6 protein-coding genes are annotated in these 18,563 nt (G+C 36.0%); all 6 read right to left on the reverse strand.

The genetic code is table 11. From position 1 onward, the window contains the following. Positions 1–8 precede the first annotated feature (8 nt). On the reverse strand, positions 9–1,205 hold the full coding sequence (locus HM992_RS15495) for a DegT/DnrJ/EryC1/StrS family aminotransferase (RefSeq protein WP_179320310.1): 1,197 nt from the start codon (positions 1,203–1,205) through the stop codon (positions 9–11). Positions 1,206–1,284: 79 nt separating this feature from the next. Next, complete coding sequence (locus tag HM992_RS15500; protein WP_179320311.1) at positions 1,285–1,914, reverse strand: NAD(P)H-dependent oxidoreductase; 630 nt, start codon at positions 1,912–1,914, stop codon at positions 1,285–1,287. 138 nt (positions 1,915–2,052) lie between these two features. Next, positions 2,053–8,004, reverse strand: coding sequence for a T9SS type B sorting domain-containing protein (locus HM992_RS15505; protein ID WP_179320312.1), 5,952 nt, complete (start codon positions 8,002–8,004; stop codon positions 2,053–2,055). A gap of 275 nt (positions 8,005–8,279) precedes the next feature. Then, positions 8,280–10,151 (reverse strand): OmpA family protein, encoded by a 1,872-nt coding sequence (locus HM992_RS15510; RefSeq protein WP_179320313.1) that lies wholly within the window; start codon positions 10,149–10,151, stop codon positions 8,280–8,282. Between the two features lie 18 nt (positions 10,152–10,169). Continuing rightward, entirely contained in the window at positions 10,170–11,105 is a 936-nt protein-coding gene (locus tag HM992_RS15515; RefSeq protein WP_178984201.1) for a PorP/SprF family type IX secretion system membrane protein, read from the reverse strand. Between the two features lie 126 nt (positions 11,106–11,231). Beyond that, complete coding sequence (locus HM992_RS15520) at positions 11,232–18,518, reverse strand: choice-of-anchor J domain-containing protein (protein WP_179320314.1); 7,287 nt, start codon at positions 18,516–18,518, stop codon at positions 11,232–11,234. Positions 18,519–18,563 lie beyond the last annotated feature (45 nt).

Consider the following 18,563-nt stretch of genomic DNA (forward strand, 5'->3'; position numbering starts at 1 on the left):
AGTTACATTTAATATAAAATAGACTTTATTGCATTTGCCATTTTCTCAGCACGATCTTTAACTTCATCTTCCGTCCAAGACAATTTTATTAAACACGATATATTACGAGAAATATAATGATCTGATTGTTCAAAGGTTTTTGTTTGAAGATATTCTAAACCTTTTTTTACTTCTGTTGAAATTGGAAATAGAGATTTTTGATCTTTTAAATGATTCCATTCTTTAATATAGTGCCAATTGTTGTGATAGTAATTCCAACACGCATCGACACCATTTACTTTAAAAGCTTCAATCACTTTTTGTGAAGATTCAGCATCTGGTAAAAAGAAGTTCAAGAATGCATAACTTTCTTCTCCTCCATCAGGAACAGTTCTAAATGTTACACCTGGTATATCTGCTAATGCATTTCTTAAAATGGTATAATTACGTTTTTGAATGGCTATAAACTCTGGTAGACGTCTAACTTGTGCTAAGCCAACAGCCGCATGTAATTCTGAAATTCTAAAATTATAACCTAAAAACGGATGCGTTTCTGCACCTCTATCATTACCAACATGATCGTGACCATGATCGCTATAATGATCGGCATTTATATAGTACTCTTTATTATTTGTAACTACTGCTCCACCTTCACCACAGGTAATCGTCTTTACAAAATCGAAAGAAAAACATCCAAGATCTGCAATGCTTCCTAACGGTTTTCCTTTGTATGTGCCTCCTATAGCTTGACAAGCATCTTCTATAAACAATAAATTATGCGCATTACAAATGTCTTGCAAAGCATCCATATTACCCATACTTCCGCACATTTGAACGACCATAACGGCTTTTGTTTTTGGAGTAATTGCAGCTTCAACAGCTTTAGGATCTAATGTTAAGGTATCATCGATATCAACCAAAATAGGAATAGCTCCCAACATAATAATAGCCTCAAAACTTGCTACAAAGGTAAACGTTGGCATAATCACTTCATCTCCTGCCCCAACTCCTGCAGAGGCTAAGGCTACGGACACTGCCGCTGTTCCGCTAGAAACGAGTTGAACGTGCTTAGATTGAAACGTGGTTGCCAATTCGGCTTCCAATTCTTTAGCTTTCCAATGACCTTTTCGCATGCCATCAAAACCATAGCGCATTAATACTCCGTTATCTAAAACATCATTAACTTCTTTGCGTTCTAAATCGCTAAATAACTCGAATCCTGGCATAGTGAATTTTGATTTTTATTATGTTTTTTCAGTCGAAAAACAAAGATATCATTTTACATATTTCTTACAGTAAAAACTATTATAATTCTATAACGGTTTTTGAAATAGGTTGTCTTACTTTTTTAAAATCGGCAAACATATCGTCATCAGCTCTATATCCAACTGGAAGCAATAAAACAGAACTTAAACCGTGTTTTTCCAATTCTAATTTTTTATCTAATGCTTTAGGTATAAAACCTTCCATCGGACAACTATCGATACCTTCAACTGCACAAACCGTCATTAAATTACCTAAAGCAATATAAGCTTGCTGTGTTGCCCAACCTACCCTTTTGTCGGTTTGCATACCTTCAATTGTAGATTTCATTTGTTCTTTAAAAGGTTCAAGAATAGCATCTGGTGTATTGCGTATCGCTTTTATCGTTTCAAAATGATTATTAACATCCTTACTGTTAATTTCGGTTTGAATACATAAGACCAATAAATGAGAAGCGTCTACAACTTGACGTTGGCCATAAGCAACTTCAACTAACCGTTCTCGTGCTATTTTATCTTCAACAATGACTAACTTTAAAGTTTGTAAACCATATGACAACGCCGTTAAATTGAAAGCTTCCTTTAGCGTATCTAACTTTTCCTTTGAAAGTGTTTTAGTAGCATCAAATTTTTTGGTTGCGTACCTCCATTTCAATTGTTCTATGATGGACATTTATTCTTATTTTTTTCAAAAATACATAATATATCTTTGGATTAATGTGTTGAAACAACAACTCCTCTTTTAAAATAAAAAAGCTGAATATCCCTTAAAGACATTCAGCTTTTCATATAAATTACTTTTAAATTAAAACTATCGTTTCAACGTAAAATTCGCTCTAAATTCTTTACGTATACCACTACTGGGCTCATCGTACTCTACTGAAAACCAATAATCACTTGTTGGCAGCGCATTACCGTTAAATGTTCCGTTCCAACCTTCTCCATCTGGACTTAGTTGCTTTAATAACTTGCCGTAACGGTTAAATATGTAAATAATAGCATTACTTCCAATACCTTCTATATTCCACGTGTCATTATTGCCATCTCCATTTGGTGTAAAATACAATGGATAATCGATAACAAAAATTGATTCAGTGGTGATTCCACAACCGTTTTTGTCCCTTGCTGTGATTTCATGTTCTCCTGTAGACACATTAGCAAATATACCTTCATCTTGCCAAGGTCCTCCATCTAAACTGTATTCATAAATACCAAATCCAGTAGCGACAGCTTCCAAAACATGATTATCAGCAAAGGCTTGTGTCATTAGTGAAACTGTTAAGCTTGGTGGTTCACTTTCTATAACTACTGTCGAATCATCATTTTCACAACCTGTAATCAAGTTCGTTATAAATACAGCATAAGTACCACCTTCTATCGGAGCCAAACTAGATCCTGTTTCACTTAAAAATGTACCTTCAAAAGTCCATATAAAACTATAATCTACTGTAGATAAACCTGTTTCTATTACTAAAGGTTCTAGTATTTCCGTTCCATTGGTATTCAAACAGAGTGTATAGGTGTCTTCTAAGTCAAACTTTGGTAATGGATTTACTTGTAATGTCAATGCGGCAACTTCATAACAGATCGATGTATCATTGCCTGTACCATCAGGTGTATTATTATCGACTCTCGCGTAAATCACTTGTGGATTAGTACTATTTTCATACAATGTTGGCAAAGAATTTACATTTAAATCTGCCTCTTCTTGTGTCGCAAAATATGTTACTATGTAATTTAGTGGATCTTGCCCATCTAAAACTTCAGCATCTCTAGTCGTTAAATCAAATTGGGCACTGTCATTAGTTGGATCGTCGTCCGTTTCCATGTTATCATCACAAGTTTCAAAAACAATAGGATCCATATTTGGATTCGCTTGTGCGGCTTCTTGAACTTCAATATTAAAACTTTGTGTACTAATAGAACACCCTGTAACCGTATTTGTAATCGTCACAAAAATTTGTTGTGGATTACTACTATTGGTATATAAACTTACCAAACCATTCATTCCGGCTTCGGCATCTGTTAAATTATCGTGATAACTCACTACAAATTGTGATGCATCTTGACCATTTAAAACTTCTTCGTCTTTAGTCGTGAGATCAAAATTATCAAAGCCATCAGTGAATAATTCACATTGAATAAAGTCCGTTACGGCGACCACTTCTGGCAATGGATGCACTTTAATTGTAAAATCTACTATGGTATAACAGTCTGTAACATCATTGGTTACTCTAACATAAATTTCTTGTTCTGAGGTATCGATATTAGTGTATTGTGTTGGGTCTGGTATAGCGTTAGTTCCCGATTCAGCATCGTCTAAACTCTCATAGTAGCGTGCAGCAACTCCAGCTTCTCCATTGAGAATTAGAATTTCATTTTCAGTTAAATCAAATACTTCTACTCCATCACCTGTATTGAAATCGTCACACAATTCTAAGTTTGGTAATTGATCACTTGGTGTTGGTGTTGGATTAGGCATAACACGAATCGTTAAGGTTACCATATCTGTACAACCTGTATCTGTGTCGGTTACAACTGCAAATAAGGTTTGTGGATTGGCTATGGCACCTGCAATGGATACATTAGTATAAGCTTCGGCATTTACAGGGTCTAATTGATTTACAGCACCTGCTAATGTTTCGTAGTAGTCAACAGACCAACTTGCTTCACCTCCTGTTATCTCATCATTTTTAACGGTTAGGTCAAAAACAGTAACTTCATCGGCTATTTCATCATCACATAATTCTAATGGTGATGGCTGAATTGCTTCTGGTGGAAGTGCTACACTAATTTCGAATGAACCGATATCAAAACAAACATTATTATCATTCTCTAAACGCACAAAAATGGTCTGTGGATTGCTAGAATTTGTAAAACTACCTGGTGTGGATATTGGATTATTTCCAGATAACGCATCTGCTTCATTAACATGATAGGTTAAACTGACATCCGTCTGACCTCCTAGTATTTCTAAATCTTTATTAGTTAAATCGAATTGCGTAAAACCATCGGCATTAGAATCACAAGTCACATACTCTGTTAATGTCACTGGTACTTGTGGTGTTTCCAAAACACGAAGCGTTAATGTTCTTGAAATATCGTAACAACCCGTAACCGTATTGGTGGCTCTGATATAAATTGTTTGCTGGTTCATCACAATATTCGTGTATGGACTTCCAAACGCATTGATACCAGTATTGGCGTCTTCTAGAGTTTCATGATAGGTTATCGCAACATCAAGCTCACCTCCTATGATATCAATGGTGCGTTCTTCTAAATTAAAATTTGTAAATCCATCGGTATCATCATCGCAGACTTCTAGATCGGCAGGTGCAGCTGGTGAAGGAATTGGGTTAACTCGTAACGTTAATGTCACCGTATTTGTACATCCTGTTGCGTTATTGGTCGCTTTTACAAATACAGTCTGTGGATTCGACGTATTTAAATACGGACTAAAAATTGGATTAGTGTTGTTGTCTGCATCTCCTTGAGTTTCAAAGAATGTTAAACCAATACCAGATTGTCCGTTTAATATATCGTCTGCCGCATCTTCTAGTATAAATGCTTCAATCTCATCTCCAGGATTATTATCATCACAAAGCACCAATGGAGCTGCTTGCACCAAAACGGGTATGGCATTAACAATCAATTCTAGAGTTGTTAACTTATAGCAACCTGAGGCATTATCTTCCACTCGAATCCAAAGCACTTGATTAAAATCATCACTATTGGTATAGTTTGTTGTATTTGTTATTGAGTTTAATCCATCTTCGGCATCCGTTTCATTCAAATAAAATGTTACGGTATACAAAGTTGGGTCTGCTAAATTCTGAAGAATCTCTGCCGTTTTACTTGTTAAATCGAACTGTCCAAAGCCATCTGCAGAACTATCATCACAAATCTCTAAGGGTTCAGGTGAGGTCGCTCCCAATTGTGGAGTTGGATTAACAAAAAGTTGTAGTGTTACAATAGAATCACAATCTGTTGCAATTGTTGAACTTTCTACGCGAGCATAAACCGTTTGCGCATTTTGTACAATATTTGAGTAAAGACCTACTATTGGGTTGACATTAATATCAGCATCTGCCATGGTTTCATGGTAACTCACTGTTAAGGTCGCATCTCCTCCTGTAATCTCATCGTCTTTAGTGGTTAAATCAAAAAGTCCATAACCATCACTATCTGGATCACAATAGTCTAAAGCAGTAGGGCTGTTTGCTACAGGAGCTTGTTCTACGACTAATTCTAACGTCGTAAAATCGTAACAACCTGTATCTATATTTTCAACGCGAACTATAATAATTTGTCCGTTACTGGTATTGGTGTATAACGTTGGTAAACTATTGGTTTCCGATTCTGCTTCAGTTAACGTCTCATAATAATTTACCGAATAATTAGGGTTACCTCCTGTGATTTCTGCAGTCTTTAAACTTAAATTAATCTGAGTTAAACCATCTGGTGTGCCATCGTCACAAACTTGTAAAGGAGTTGGTGCTATTGCTACTGGCAAAGGATTAACAATTAAGGTAAGCGTCGTAATTTCAAAACAATCTGTATTAAAATTATTTTCGGCACGAATATAAATGGTTTGTGTACTGCTCGTATTTGTATATAATCCGGAAATCGCATTCAATCTATCTTCAGCATCGGATTGCGATATATGATAAGTTACCGTAACATCTGTAGTGCCACCTAAAAGTAACGGTGTTTGAGACTCTAAATCGAATTGTGTAAATCCATCATTTAAAGCATCGTCACACATTTCAAAAGGTGGTAATGTATTCATCATTGGTGTATCAAACACTTCTAAGTTTAAACTTGAAATATTATAACAGTCTGTTCCATCAGTATCAACACGAACATGAATCGTTTGGTTATATGCAGATGTATTTTGAAATACTGTTGGATCTTCAATTTCTGGAGTACCCGCTTCCGCTTCTGCTTCTGATATATAATATGACACTTCAACGGGTTGTGTATTTCCGACAATAATATCGGCTTCGGCTTGGGTTAAATCGAAAGTTCCAAAACCTTGACTATTGGCATCACAACTTTGCAATGGAGCCACTGTATTCGCAATAGGTGCACCAACCACTTCTAGACTAAGTGTTGTATAATCTACACAGCCTAAGTCCGTTTCAACGCGCACATAAACCGTTTGATTTGCAGACGTGCTATCATAAGGAGAAACCAATGCGGTTAATGGGTTTCCAGCTTCTGCTAAAACTTGAGTTTCATAATACGTTACACTTACATTAGGGTCGTTATTAGAAATCGCTGCACTTTCTAATTCTAAATTAAATTCCGCTGAATTAGGGTTTACTCCATCGTTACAAATTAATAAAGGACTTGGAGCTATAACTGTTGGTGATGGATTAACTACAATTGTTTCTGTAATATTCAGTGCAAGTACACAATTTGGAGGTAATGGATTTGTTACTGATATGATTTCTACCTCCGTATCTGCAGTTAGACTTGGTAATGTTAATGTATAATTACCTGAAGCATCCAAATCGAATGTTTGATTTGCTCCACCATCAATTGTGTACGTAATTGTTGCATTAGGATCACCAGAAAACTCTAACTCTCCATCTTCACCTTCACAAATAGGAGTATTATTAACTATTGTTGGTGTTGTATTTGAAGATACCGTAATAGATTCTGAGTCCGACAAAATATTGGAGCAGATTAACACTCCTGAATCATTTAAGATTTGTGCATCTTCTAAAGTTAAAACAAAATCATCCGAAGGTGATTCAATTATAGTTCCTATACCTGATGCATCTAATAAAATCTGTTCTGACGTTCCTCCGTCAATATTGTAAAAAACAGTCGTATTTGGTGAGCCTGAAATTGTAAATGTGACGTCTTCACCTTCACATAATGCATTACTCGAAGCTGATAATGTGGCTTCAGGAATTTCAGAAACTATTAAATCAAAATCTATTAAAGAATAACAATCTGATCCTGATATTACTTTAGCATATATCGTTTGAGGATTAGAGGTATTAGAATAAATGATAGGCAAAGGATTGACACCATCTGTAGCATCGGCTAAATTGGCATAATACTCAACCGTTTCATTTGCTAAATCATTACTTATACTACTGCTTAAGCTAATTAATGGAAAAACACCAGTAGGAACTCCTCCAATAACACTATTACTACACGCTATTTGATCATCAATTTCATTAGGTTCTGGCGGTGTCGGAAATGCTCCAGTTCCGTCCATAGCTGTACCTGTCCATTCTATTTGAAAACCACCATCTCCTTCTGGTCTATCAACAACAATATAATAGGATTCTCCTGCATTTACATTTAACCAATATACATAACCATTACCATTTGGTCCTGGTCCTGTTTGTGTTAGTGTTGTACTTCCGTTAATTCCTGTATGATTATTAGCAAGACCTGCGGCATTAGGATTGGTTGTAGAGCAACGAATTGGATTCTGAAGATTAGAACAAACACTGTTGGGACCAAACACCCAAAAATCATAATCCACCATAATATCAGGATCGGTTGGAATTAAATCAAAACCTAAAGTTCCGGATTGTACAATATTAACCTCTAACCAAAGTGAATTATGTTCATTACCTCCACATGACGTAATTTCATAATCATTACCATATCCTGTTGCATTCGAAGAAAAGTTACCATTACCACACACCGTAATAGCATTTATACAATCATTTGGTTCTTGGGCGTTAACCTGAAAGAAAAATATACTAAAAACTATTAAAAATAAATACCTATTCATTTGAATTTTTTATCATAAATTCTAATAGTCAGTAGTTTACTTACTGTGTGAAATTTGACTATATTGAAAATACTTTTTTAACTTAATTCGGAACTGTTTATGATTTGTAAAAATAAAAATTGAGCTGACAATAGTAAAACAATTCTATCTAATAATTCCCTACCTAAAATAGTTAACAGCCAAGCTAATAATTCATATTGCCTGACTGTTAATTGAATTTTGCTATTAAAATTCTAGGCTTAGATTCAAAGCCTAAAATAGGTAATTAGTTCTATTTAATCCTTAACAATCAAAAACTCAGAGCGTCTATTTTGTGCATCGTCGTCTTCAGTACAGTTAGATTTACAATCTATTTTAGGCTCCGTTGCTCCCATGCCTTTGGCTGATAAACGTTCTGCATGTATTCCTTTTGAAATCACATACTGCATAGTAGATTGTGCACGTCTTTCTGAGAGTTTCAAATTGTAATCTGAACTTCCTTTTGAATCTGTATGTGAGCGCACTAAAATCTTCATCTCTGAATGGTCTTTCATAATTGCTACCAATTTATCTAACTCTAAAGCTCCTTGGTTAGTGATGTTACTCTTGTTAAACTCGAAGTAAATGTTATTTAATTTAACTTCGGTTTCTGTAATCATCTCATTTATTGGTTGTAAATCTGCATTAACAGTGACATTCTCCCCTTCTGAAGCCTCTACTTCAAAGGATGCTGTCTCATAACCGTCTTTAGAAACGGTTATCGTATAACTGTTATCACAACTTACATTGAAGCTTGTGTCTCCCTTACTGTTGCTTGGTTGTGATGCTATGATATTCATTTGAGCATCTAATATAGAAACTTTGGCGTCTGAGATTACCGTGTTGGTATCTGCATCTTTTACCATTGCAATAGCTTCAAACTGACAAATAGGAATCGCCATATAAATATTATCTACACCTGATTTATTTGATGAAAAATAGCCGACTTTTAGAGAATTATTCACACTAAAAGCAAAATCGTCTCGATTAGTGTTTACTGCGTTTCCCAGGTTTACGGATTCTTCTTTGGTATTTAAATCGAATTTAAAAATGTCTAAACCTCCAAACCCTTGGCGTCCGCTTGATGCAAAGTATAAGATGTTATCTTCACTTATGTATGGAAAGCCTTCCTTGCCTGAGGTGTTTACTTTAGATCCCAAATTTTCTGGGGCTCCATAGGTATTACCTTCTATACTTATTTTCCAAATATCTGAATCTCCTAAACCATTTGGCATATTGGATGCAAAATATAAGGTTTTACCATCATGGCTAATACTTGGATGACTTACCGTGTACTCTGTACTGTTTATTGGTAAGGGTTCAATATTTCCCCATTTTCCTTCTACCATAGTGGCTTTGTAAATTCCTTGCTGTGCTACTTTTACACGTTTACTTTTTATCTTTTTAAACGTTCCATCACTGTGACCATCTCTGGAGAAGTACATCGTTTTACCATCGGCACTGATGGTTAATGGTCCATCGTGATACATGGTATTTAATTCTTCTACGGCTACTGGGTCTGACAAATCCCCGTTTTCACTTCGGGTTGATTGGTAAATATCTAAATACGGTTGATTGGTCCAAGCATCATCTCGTCCTGAGGTGTTTCTTGTACTAGCAAAGTATAAGATATTGTCATTTGATAATACTGCTCCAAAATCACTTTGTGCTTCATCATTAATGTTTATGCTTTCTACATTAAAGGTTTTTGAGATATCTGCTAATTTTGGAATGTAATTGGGGTTTTCTAAATGCGCTTTGGCGCGTTGATCATTGGGTGCCAATTTTGCAAATTCATCCATTTGTGCATTCGCCTGGTCATAATTCCCTTCCGACTTTAATACTTGAGCATATCGAAAATAGGTTTCTGGATCTTGTGTCGTTTCTAAGGCTTTTTTATACCATGTTGAAGCTTCTTTAATATTAAACAAGTTATAATAACTGTCTGCTAATTGCTTATAAACGTATGGATCTGCGGTATTATCGTCCACAAGTTCTAAATACGCATCAATAGCATCTACGTATTGATACCCTTGGTAAAGTTTATCAGCTTTTTCTGTTGCTTTGCTTTGTCCGTAGCCTAATGTTACGATGAATAAAAGGCATAAAAGACTATATGTTTTTTTCATTTTAAAACGTTTATTTTGTTAGAAGAATCTAGGTGAAATGGATACTTTTTTAGAGAAATTAAGGTCGAATAATAACATAATCTCATGGGAACCTGAAGACTTTATATTTAAATCTGAGGTCGTGTAATCATAAGCGTAGCCGATTCTAATTTCTGGTGTAACGGCAAAATTAGCCATCGCTCCGACAGAGTCATCTAAACGATACGTGGCTCCAACTTCAAATTTATCATGAAACAAAAAATTTGCCGATAAATCTAAAGAGGTAGGTGCTTCAAATGCTGATTTCACTAAGAACGACGGTTTAAATTTTGTATTGGCTGATAGGTCAAAAACATAACCTGCGGATAAAAAATAATGTAAGACTTCTGATCCGTATTCATATTGCTGACCATTATTAGTCACATCTAAATAGGTACTCTTTAACATGTTTGGCACAGATAAAGACACATAGTAATTGTCTGTATAATAAAAGGCTCCTGCTCCAATGTTTAAATAGGTATTGCTCGTGTTTTCGCTAAAGGCTTCATCACCTGCATCTGGTACATAGCCATTACCGATATCACTAAACAAACCGATATTTTGGAATGTTGCTCCTCCTTTTATTCCAAAGGCTAATTTATGCTCTCCTCCTAAATTTAAGGTGTATGAGAAATCAGCGTACACGTTATTCTCTTCTACGGGTCCTATCTTATCTGAAATGACCGATAATCCCAATCCTACATTTTTTCCTACAGGACTGTGCACTGAAAGGGTTGCTGTTTTTGGTGCATCTGTGATACCAACCCATTGTGAGCGGTACAGCAAACCTATGGACAAAGCTTCATTAGAACCTGCATAAGCTGGATTTACCACATTCATATTATACATATACTGTGTATATTGAGGGTCTTGCTGTGCGCTGACACTCACTAAGATCATAAGTGTAAAGGCGATTGTAAAATATACTTTTTTCATTTGGTTACATCTATTTTTTTTCAATTGACAAATGGAATATCCTTAAATAATTAGTTCTTAATATGACTATAAGTTTATACAAGAATATTTCATCTCTATTTTATAGTGCTCTGTTTTCATTTATGATTATTGTGCTCTGTTGATAAATACCCAACCGGTTAATGAACTGCCATCCTCTTTATGAATGGTATAGAAATACGTGCCATCTGGTAAATCGTCTCCGTTGTTAGTTTGTCCATACCATTGGTTAGTGTACGTACCATTAAAGTTATAAACCTCGACTCCGTGACGGTTAAAGATGTTAAGTTCTTTAACTCCATAGCCTGATAAATCGAACGTATCGTTTTTACCGTTGCCATCTGGTGAGATCCCTCTTGGGATATCACGACAGGATAGTCGCTCGGTCGTGTAGCTCGTGGTTACAGAACAACCTCCAAAATCTACGGTTACTGAAAATTGTAAGGGTACGGTGACCTCTGGGTTTTGACTTGCATAATCCGAAACATTAAATACTTCTGAGTTTTGACCTACAACGTTGCCGTTGGCATCCATCCATGTATAAGTAGCTTCATTGGTTTCAAAAGAATTATTTATGGGTGAGGCTGTAAGGATATAATCTGAATCATTACACTCTCCTTCGACTCCAACTTCGATCGCATCTAAAATGGTGATGTTAAATGTGCTCGTACTATTCTCTATACAGCTGGAAACATCTTCTGCGATTTCATAAGTCACATTATAATTCCCTAATGTACTTGAGGCCACGTTGATTTCCCCTGTTGTTGCGTTTATAGATAATCCACTTTCTGCACTAAATGTGCCTCCTGTGGCAAATCCGGCGACAAGTTCTGGCAAAATAGAGCTACTATCAGCACAGTAGATATCTTCTGCATAACTAAAATCGGTTACTGGTGTGGTGCTTGCTGTAATTTCTATTGTCGTGGTTGTTAAACCTGCATCTGAACAGTTAGCCTCATCAGCTTCGACAGTGTAAGTCACCTCATGACTTCCTGCTGTTGCTGTAGATAAATCAATAGATCCTGTATTGGCATCAACCGTTAAGGTTGTTGAACTATATACACCACCTATTGTAAATCCTGAAGAAACATTCGGTAATACCGTTGATGTTTCTAATTCACAATAAGGTGATGATCCATAGTCAAACGTTGTTACAGGGGTTGTAGCAGCTATTAAATTTAGTGTTGCGGTATAAGCTCCGGCAGAAGTACATGTTTCTGTATCTCCATCGTAGGTATATGTAATTTCATGTTCTCCTGCTGTGGCTGATGTCATATCTAAAGCACCTGTGGTTGCATCTACCGTTAAAGTTGCTGATGTGAATGTCCCGCCTGTTGCAAAACCTGTACTTAAACTTGGTGCTAGATTTACCGTTGAAACCACACATACATATTCGTAAGTAAATGTGAGTTCTGGTGTAAATGAATCACTAACAATCACTTCGATTTCTGCACGTGGGCCTTCACAACCTTCTGTATCGACATAAGCAGCATAATAGGATGTGGTATTTACCACTGAGGTATCTGGTGTTGGTGGGGTTGCACTTCCTGTACCTCCGGTTGCTTGTGTGAACCACATTAAACTGTATGTATCTGAAGGTGTAGCTGTCAGCTGTGCTGCGGTATCATTTAAACAATACTCAACTGGACTCGTAACTTCTGGTGTGTCAGAAATGCCGTTGTACGTGATTTCTATATCGTATGAACAATAAGAGGTTTGCCATGTAAAAATGTAAACTCCTGGTTGTATAAAATTAGTTATAGACGTTGACCTACTATCAGCGTCTGTTATTGTAACTGACCCTGGATTAGTTTCACTTGGAATCCATGTTCCTACTCCATTGGCTTCTACATTGGCAATAACATTGTCACAGTCTACCACAAATGGTTCTGTAATAATGGTATTGTTTGCCGTAAAACTAACAGCATCTAATATATTTCCAATAACATTATCACCCACAGCTCTAAAAACAAATCGGGTAACATCCTGACCTTCTGGAACTTCATATTCACCTGAGATAAGTGTCCAAGCTTGGACTTCTGCTAAATTTTCACTAATGAGCGTGTAAGGTCCACCTGGAGAACCTGCTAATAATTGTACTGTACTATTCTCAGCTCTTGCAAGGTGTGCATAACTAAAATCATATAACGTTATTTCTGATGTATCAAAATCTCTATAGTACCCTCTAACATTTGGATCTTCAGGATCTATAGGTTCATTTTCATCTGATAGTAATTGCACACATTGACTGCCTTCATAAGCTTCAAAACCAGGAGCATTTAATCCTTCCCATATAAAAATCGCTTGCCAATCTATACTTGATCTCCAACCTGGCATAGGCTCAATAGCAGCTATTGAAGTAATACCACTTAGATAATCTAAACCAGGTTCTTCAAAACCACCATTAACCGTTTCTACGTTACATAAATCTAAAGGCGTTCTTAAACAAACTTGAAATCTACGATCATTAGGCTCTGAACTATTTAATGTTAATCTCAATTTATAATTTTCACCAACAACTAACTCTGAAGCGTACATTGCCACTAAAACTTTATCATAAGTACAAGCTATTTCTTGCAGACTGCCACCATTGTCTTTATAAAGTGTCATTGTAACGACAGGATAAGGCATATCTCCACTAGTATCATAAAAGTTTCCAGTAAATCCATTGACTTCAATAATATGTACTAGTGATTCAGCCGTAAAATCAAACCAAACATCACCACCATTTGTTCCATCACAACTCATGGTTTCAGATGATACTGTTGCATCAACAAATGAGACCTCTGTGACTTTAAGATCACAAGATTCATCTGAATTTATAGGTAGGGTAATCGCTGTTGTCACATCATCATTTCTTACAAAATCAAAAGGACCTGACCAATAACTTTCACCTTCAGCACTACAAACTGCTCTTACAAAATACTCATAAGTCGCAGCATTAGGATCATTAAAATCTGCAGCGGTTGGTGTATACGAATTTGTTGAAACAATGGTTCCTGATTCTGGTAATGTTCCATTTTCAATAGACTGAATAGCAACCTCCCACTCTGTTTCACTGCCACCTGGCGTCCATGACATTACATTGGTATCGCTAATCGCTAAATCAGTAGGTTGTGGACAAGAAATTACACCACAAATTGCTGTACCTTCATAAACGGTTCTTCTTAGCGGAATATTTAAAGGACTTAGGTATACTGAAACTCCTTCGCTATTTAAAATTTCAAATTGGTAATTTTCATATTGTGATTGAGCACTTCCTAAAGTACCAAAGAATACTGAAAATTCAACACCTGAACATAAAAAGACCGTAAACTCTTCGGCATCTTCTCCATTAAATGGCAATGATTGTGTTACTTGATTATTTTGAGTGATATCTAATGATGCAGATATACTCCAATCACTAGTTAGTATAAAGGTATATTGACACAAGTTATCAAAGCTACATTTTGTGGTCACGATTTCTGGTGCTGTCCACTCGCCATTATTTCCATCACAAACTGCTCTAATGTAAATATCATACATTGTTGAAGCCTCTAACCCTGTAATTGTAAACGGATTTGTTGAAGCATTATATAAATAAGCTGGATCCGTATCTCCAACAGGAGCCGGAGTTCCTGATGGTTGCACTGAAATTTCCCATTCTGTTTCATCACCATTTACATCCCAACCTACTTCCACTTCTGTATCTGTAATGTTGTTTAATGTTACATTTGAAGGCTGTGCACATTCTGGAACATCTTCAATATTCACATTATCTATGGCTAATACATAACCACGATATCCTTGAGGGCTAGGTGGAAAATACGGCACATGAAATGCTATATTTATATCACCACTTACACCTTCTGGAAAGTTTATTATTTTAACTCTATATTCCTCATTACTAATTATTACAGGGTCATCATCGGAATCATATAAAACTGTTGTAAATTCATCCAAACCTGTTCCATTGGTAGACAATAAAACTTCTAAATCTTCAATATAATAGACACTAGCTGCTCTATAATAGAATCGTAAACGTTGATTTTCAGTAATTGTAATTGTTGGAGAAATCAACCAATCGTCACTGCTTCCATTTGTAGTTGTAGTAACGGCTGCAGATTGATTTCCTTCGTAAGGAAATACCGAACTATTTAATTGCCAATAGTAATAATCTTGATTGTTATTAACTACTTGCCAACAGTCAACAGAGTCAGAATCCGTATTAAAGGTTTCAACAAAAGGACTTGAAAACGACGTACATAATGTTCTAAACTGCATTGGCCCAATCCAATCGCTAGTACCATCACCACAATCAGACATAACATAAAATTCATATTCCGTATCTGGTAATAAATCGGTTGCCAAATAACTAGTCGTTTCAACAGATGTTCCATTTTCGGTTGGTACACCAGATCCTGCTGATTGTACAACAATATTCCAAGCTGTTTCATCATACCCAAGAGACCACGATAAATCTGCTGTAGTTTCTGTCGTTGTATTTACAACTAAATCAGATGGATTAACACAAGATGGAGCGTCAGTTATACTCACATCGTCTATACTTAGCATAGACCAAATTCCTGTAAATTCTGGTGGTACTCTAAATGCAAAGTAAACCGTTCCGGTACCTTCTACAATTATCGTTTTTTCTTCATACGTACTATTAGATATGATTTCTAAAGGTGAAATCACTGAAAAACTACCTGGACTTGTGTTAGTCGTAGACATTAATACCTCTAAACCAAAACGTGTTGCACTAGAAAATAATGAAAAATCGGCTCTAACATTAAATTTTAAGGCTTTTGGAGTCCCATCTAAATTTATAGCTGGTGAAATTAAATAGTCATTAAAACTCGTTGGAGGTGTAAATATGGATGTTTGCATAACGGCATGATAATCATCAATCATCCATGCTGTTCCATCATTATTGGCATCTGTAATTTTCCAACAGAATTTTTGAGTATCTGAATCTTCATCATCAAAACTTTCATAAAACGGCGTGTCGTAAGACGTACACAAGGTTGTAAATGCTATTGGCCCAACCCACTGACTTTGGTCATCTTCTGCACAAACAGCTCTTACGTAAAATTCATATCGATTACCAGACTCTAAATCATTTGCCATATAAGGAAAATTACTAGACGTAATAATTCCTGGTTCGGTAGGTAAACCTGAATTTAAATCTTGAATTGCCACTTCCCATTCTGTTTCTTCATCACCAGGGTTCCAAAATAACCAAGCAGAATCGTCTGTAATTTGAAGTACGAATGGGTTTAAAGGATCTGGACAAGTGGGTTTATCTTCAATATTTACATCATCGATAGTAAATCTTAATGCTGTTTCGGTTGTATTAGGTTCTACAATCCACGCAATATTAACTTCGCCCACAATGTCTTCAGGTAAATCCACAATGATTTCTTGAAAACTTGTATTGTTAATTGTAGTTGCTGGTAACACTACAGTAGTAAAATCATCTACACCAACACCTGTTGTAGATAATTTTACGGTATATGTTGATGCTCCTTGTGTTGATCTATGTTTATAGCGTATACGTTTTGGTGTACCGTCAAAATTCATTCGTGGAGACACGTACATATCGTTATTTTCATAGCGTGCGCTTTCAGTTCGGACGGTAGCCCATCCACCAATAAAATTCCAAGTAACACCATCACCATTAGCATCAATAGTAGTCCAACAAGGCTCCGGATTTTCGTCAGTAGCATTATTAAAATCCGTAAAATATGGAAGATTAAACGACGTACACTGCGTTGTAAATGTGCTTGGATTACTCCAATCACCAGGTGTGCCATCACATATAGATCTCACATACAAATCGTATGTTGTAGCAGTTGTCAATCCTGTATTAATAACATTCCCAATATTGGTGTTGGTTGCTGTACCAGAACCTGTTGGCTCTCCAGATTCTGTTGGAACTACAATGTATTCCCACGTATCTGCAAAACCACCAATATTATCCCAAGAAAACTCTACACTGTTTTCTGTTAAACCGTTGTAAGTAAAATCAGCTGGTGGTGCACATGTGCCTCCAGAAATTTCTAATTCAAAACACATACCTGCTCCAGATGAAAATAAGGTAGAGACTACAATAACATAAGTTTCACCTGCTTCTACAAATAAATTATCTATAGATTTTGGTTCGAAACCATTAGTCGTATTTACACCTGCAATACAATTAACACCAACAGAGGCACAGCTATCATATACGAGAAGGGTACTGAGCGCATTATAACAGTTATTTGATTGGTCACCTCCGTCAAAAGTAGTTTGAGTCAATGATATCAATTCATCTTGTGTCGGAGTATATGTAAAAAACACTTTATCTCCATTTAAATAATTTGTTGAACTAGCACCCGATATACAATTAGAACCTTGTGTCGTGTAGCTTACATCTGGATTTGCCCAATTAGCTAAATTGTCTGTAAAAATATAAGGCGTTGATGAAATATTTGGAATACTAATAGGAGTGTCACAAGACAGACCATATTTTAGAGTTTCAAACGTATATGGTCCCGTAAAAGCGCTCTGTGTATCGTTATCACAAACAGCAGCGATATAAATATCAAATTCAGTTTCAGGGTCAAGGTTCATTAAAGCGTAACTTGTTCCTGTTACAGGAATACCACTATCTGCAGGAACACCTCCTGTTGGAAGAATTTGAATTTCAAAATTAGTTGCGGTTGGATGCGTCCAACTAACCTCTGCAGTATCTACCGTTATGGCATCAATTGTTACAGTATCATCTATGACTTCTATACAACCTTCTAAGATAGAAAACTCATCTACAAACCATTCATCACCAGTTGGTGTTGCTCCATTTTGAGTGTTTATAGTTACAAATGCTATATATATTTCTAATCCAGCCGGAATTGAAGTCGGTATCTCTACGACCTTTTTTTCATAAGATGTTTGACTACCTATATTTAAGGTAGATTCTGTATATGATTGAAGAGGAATATTAAATCCATTTATATCGGGTTGTGCTGCCGTAGAAAGTCTAATTTCGTATTGCGCTCCATTATCTGCTTCATTAGACTGTTTTGTATAGAATTGAATTTCCCCATTTTCTGGAATAGTAATTTGCGGTGTAATCAAAAAATACTGAGCTGTATTTTGATCACCTATATTATCTGAACTCGGATTTATTGAAACGCCATTTGTACTTAAATAGCCATCGGTAGTTGTACTCCAATCAACAGCACCAACTCCATTTCCAATGAGTGTCCATGTTGCAGGAATACCGCTATCAAAAGTTTCATTTAATTGCGCAAATCCTTTTACTGAAATTAATAAAAAAAATGTAAAGGCAAAACGGAAATTTCTTTTTTTAAACATTGCAATCGAAGAAAAGCTGGATTCTCTTGCAACTGACTTTTGTAATTTGTTTCTCATGTTAAATCAATTTCAGAATTAATAATTCAATGCTAAATATATATT

The sequence above is a fragment of the Winogradskyella helgolandensis genome, assembly GCF_013404085.1.
Classification (GTDB): Bacteria; Bacteroidota; Bacteroidia; order Flavobacteriales; family Flavobacteriaceae; genus Winogradskyella; species Winogradskyella helgolandensis.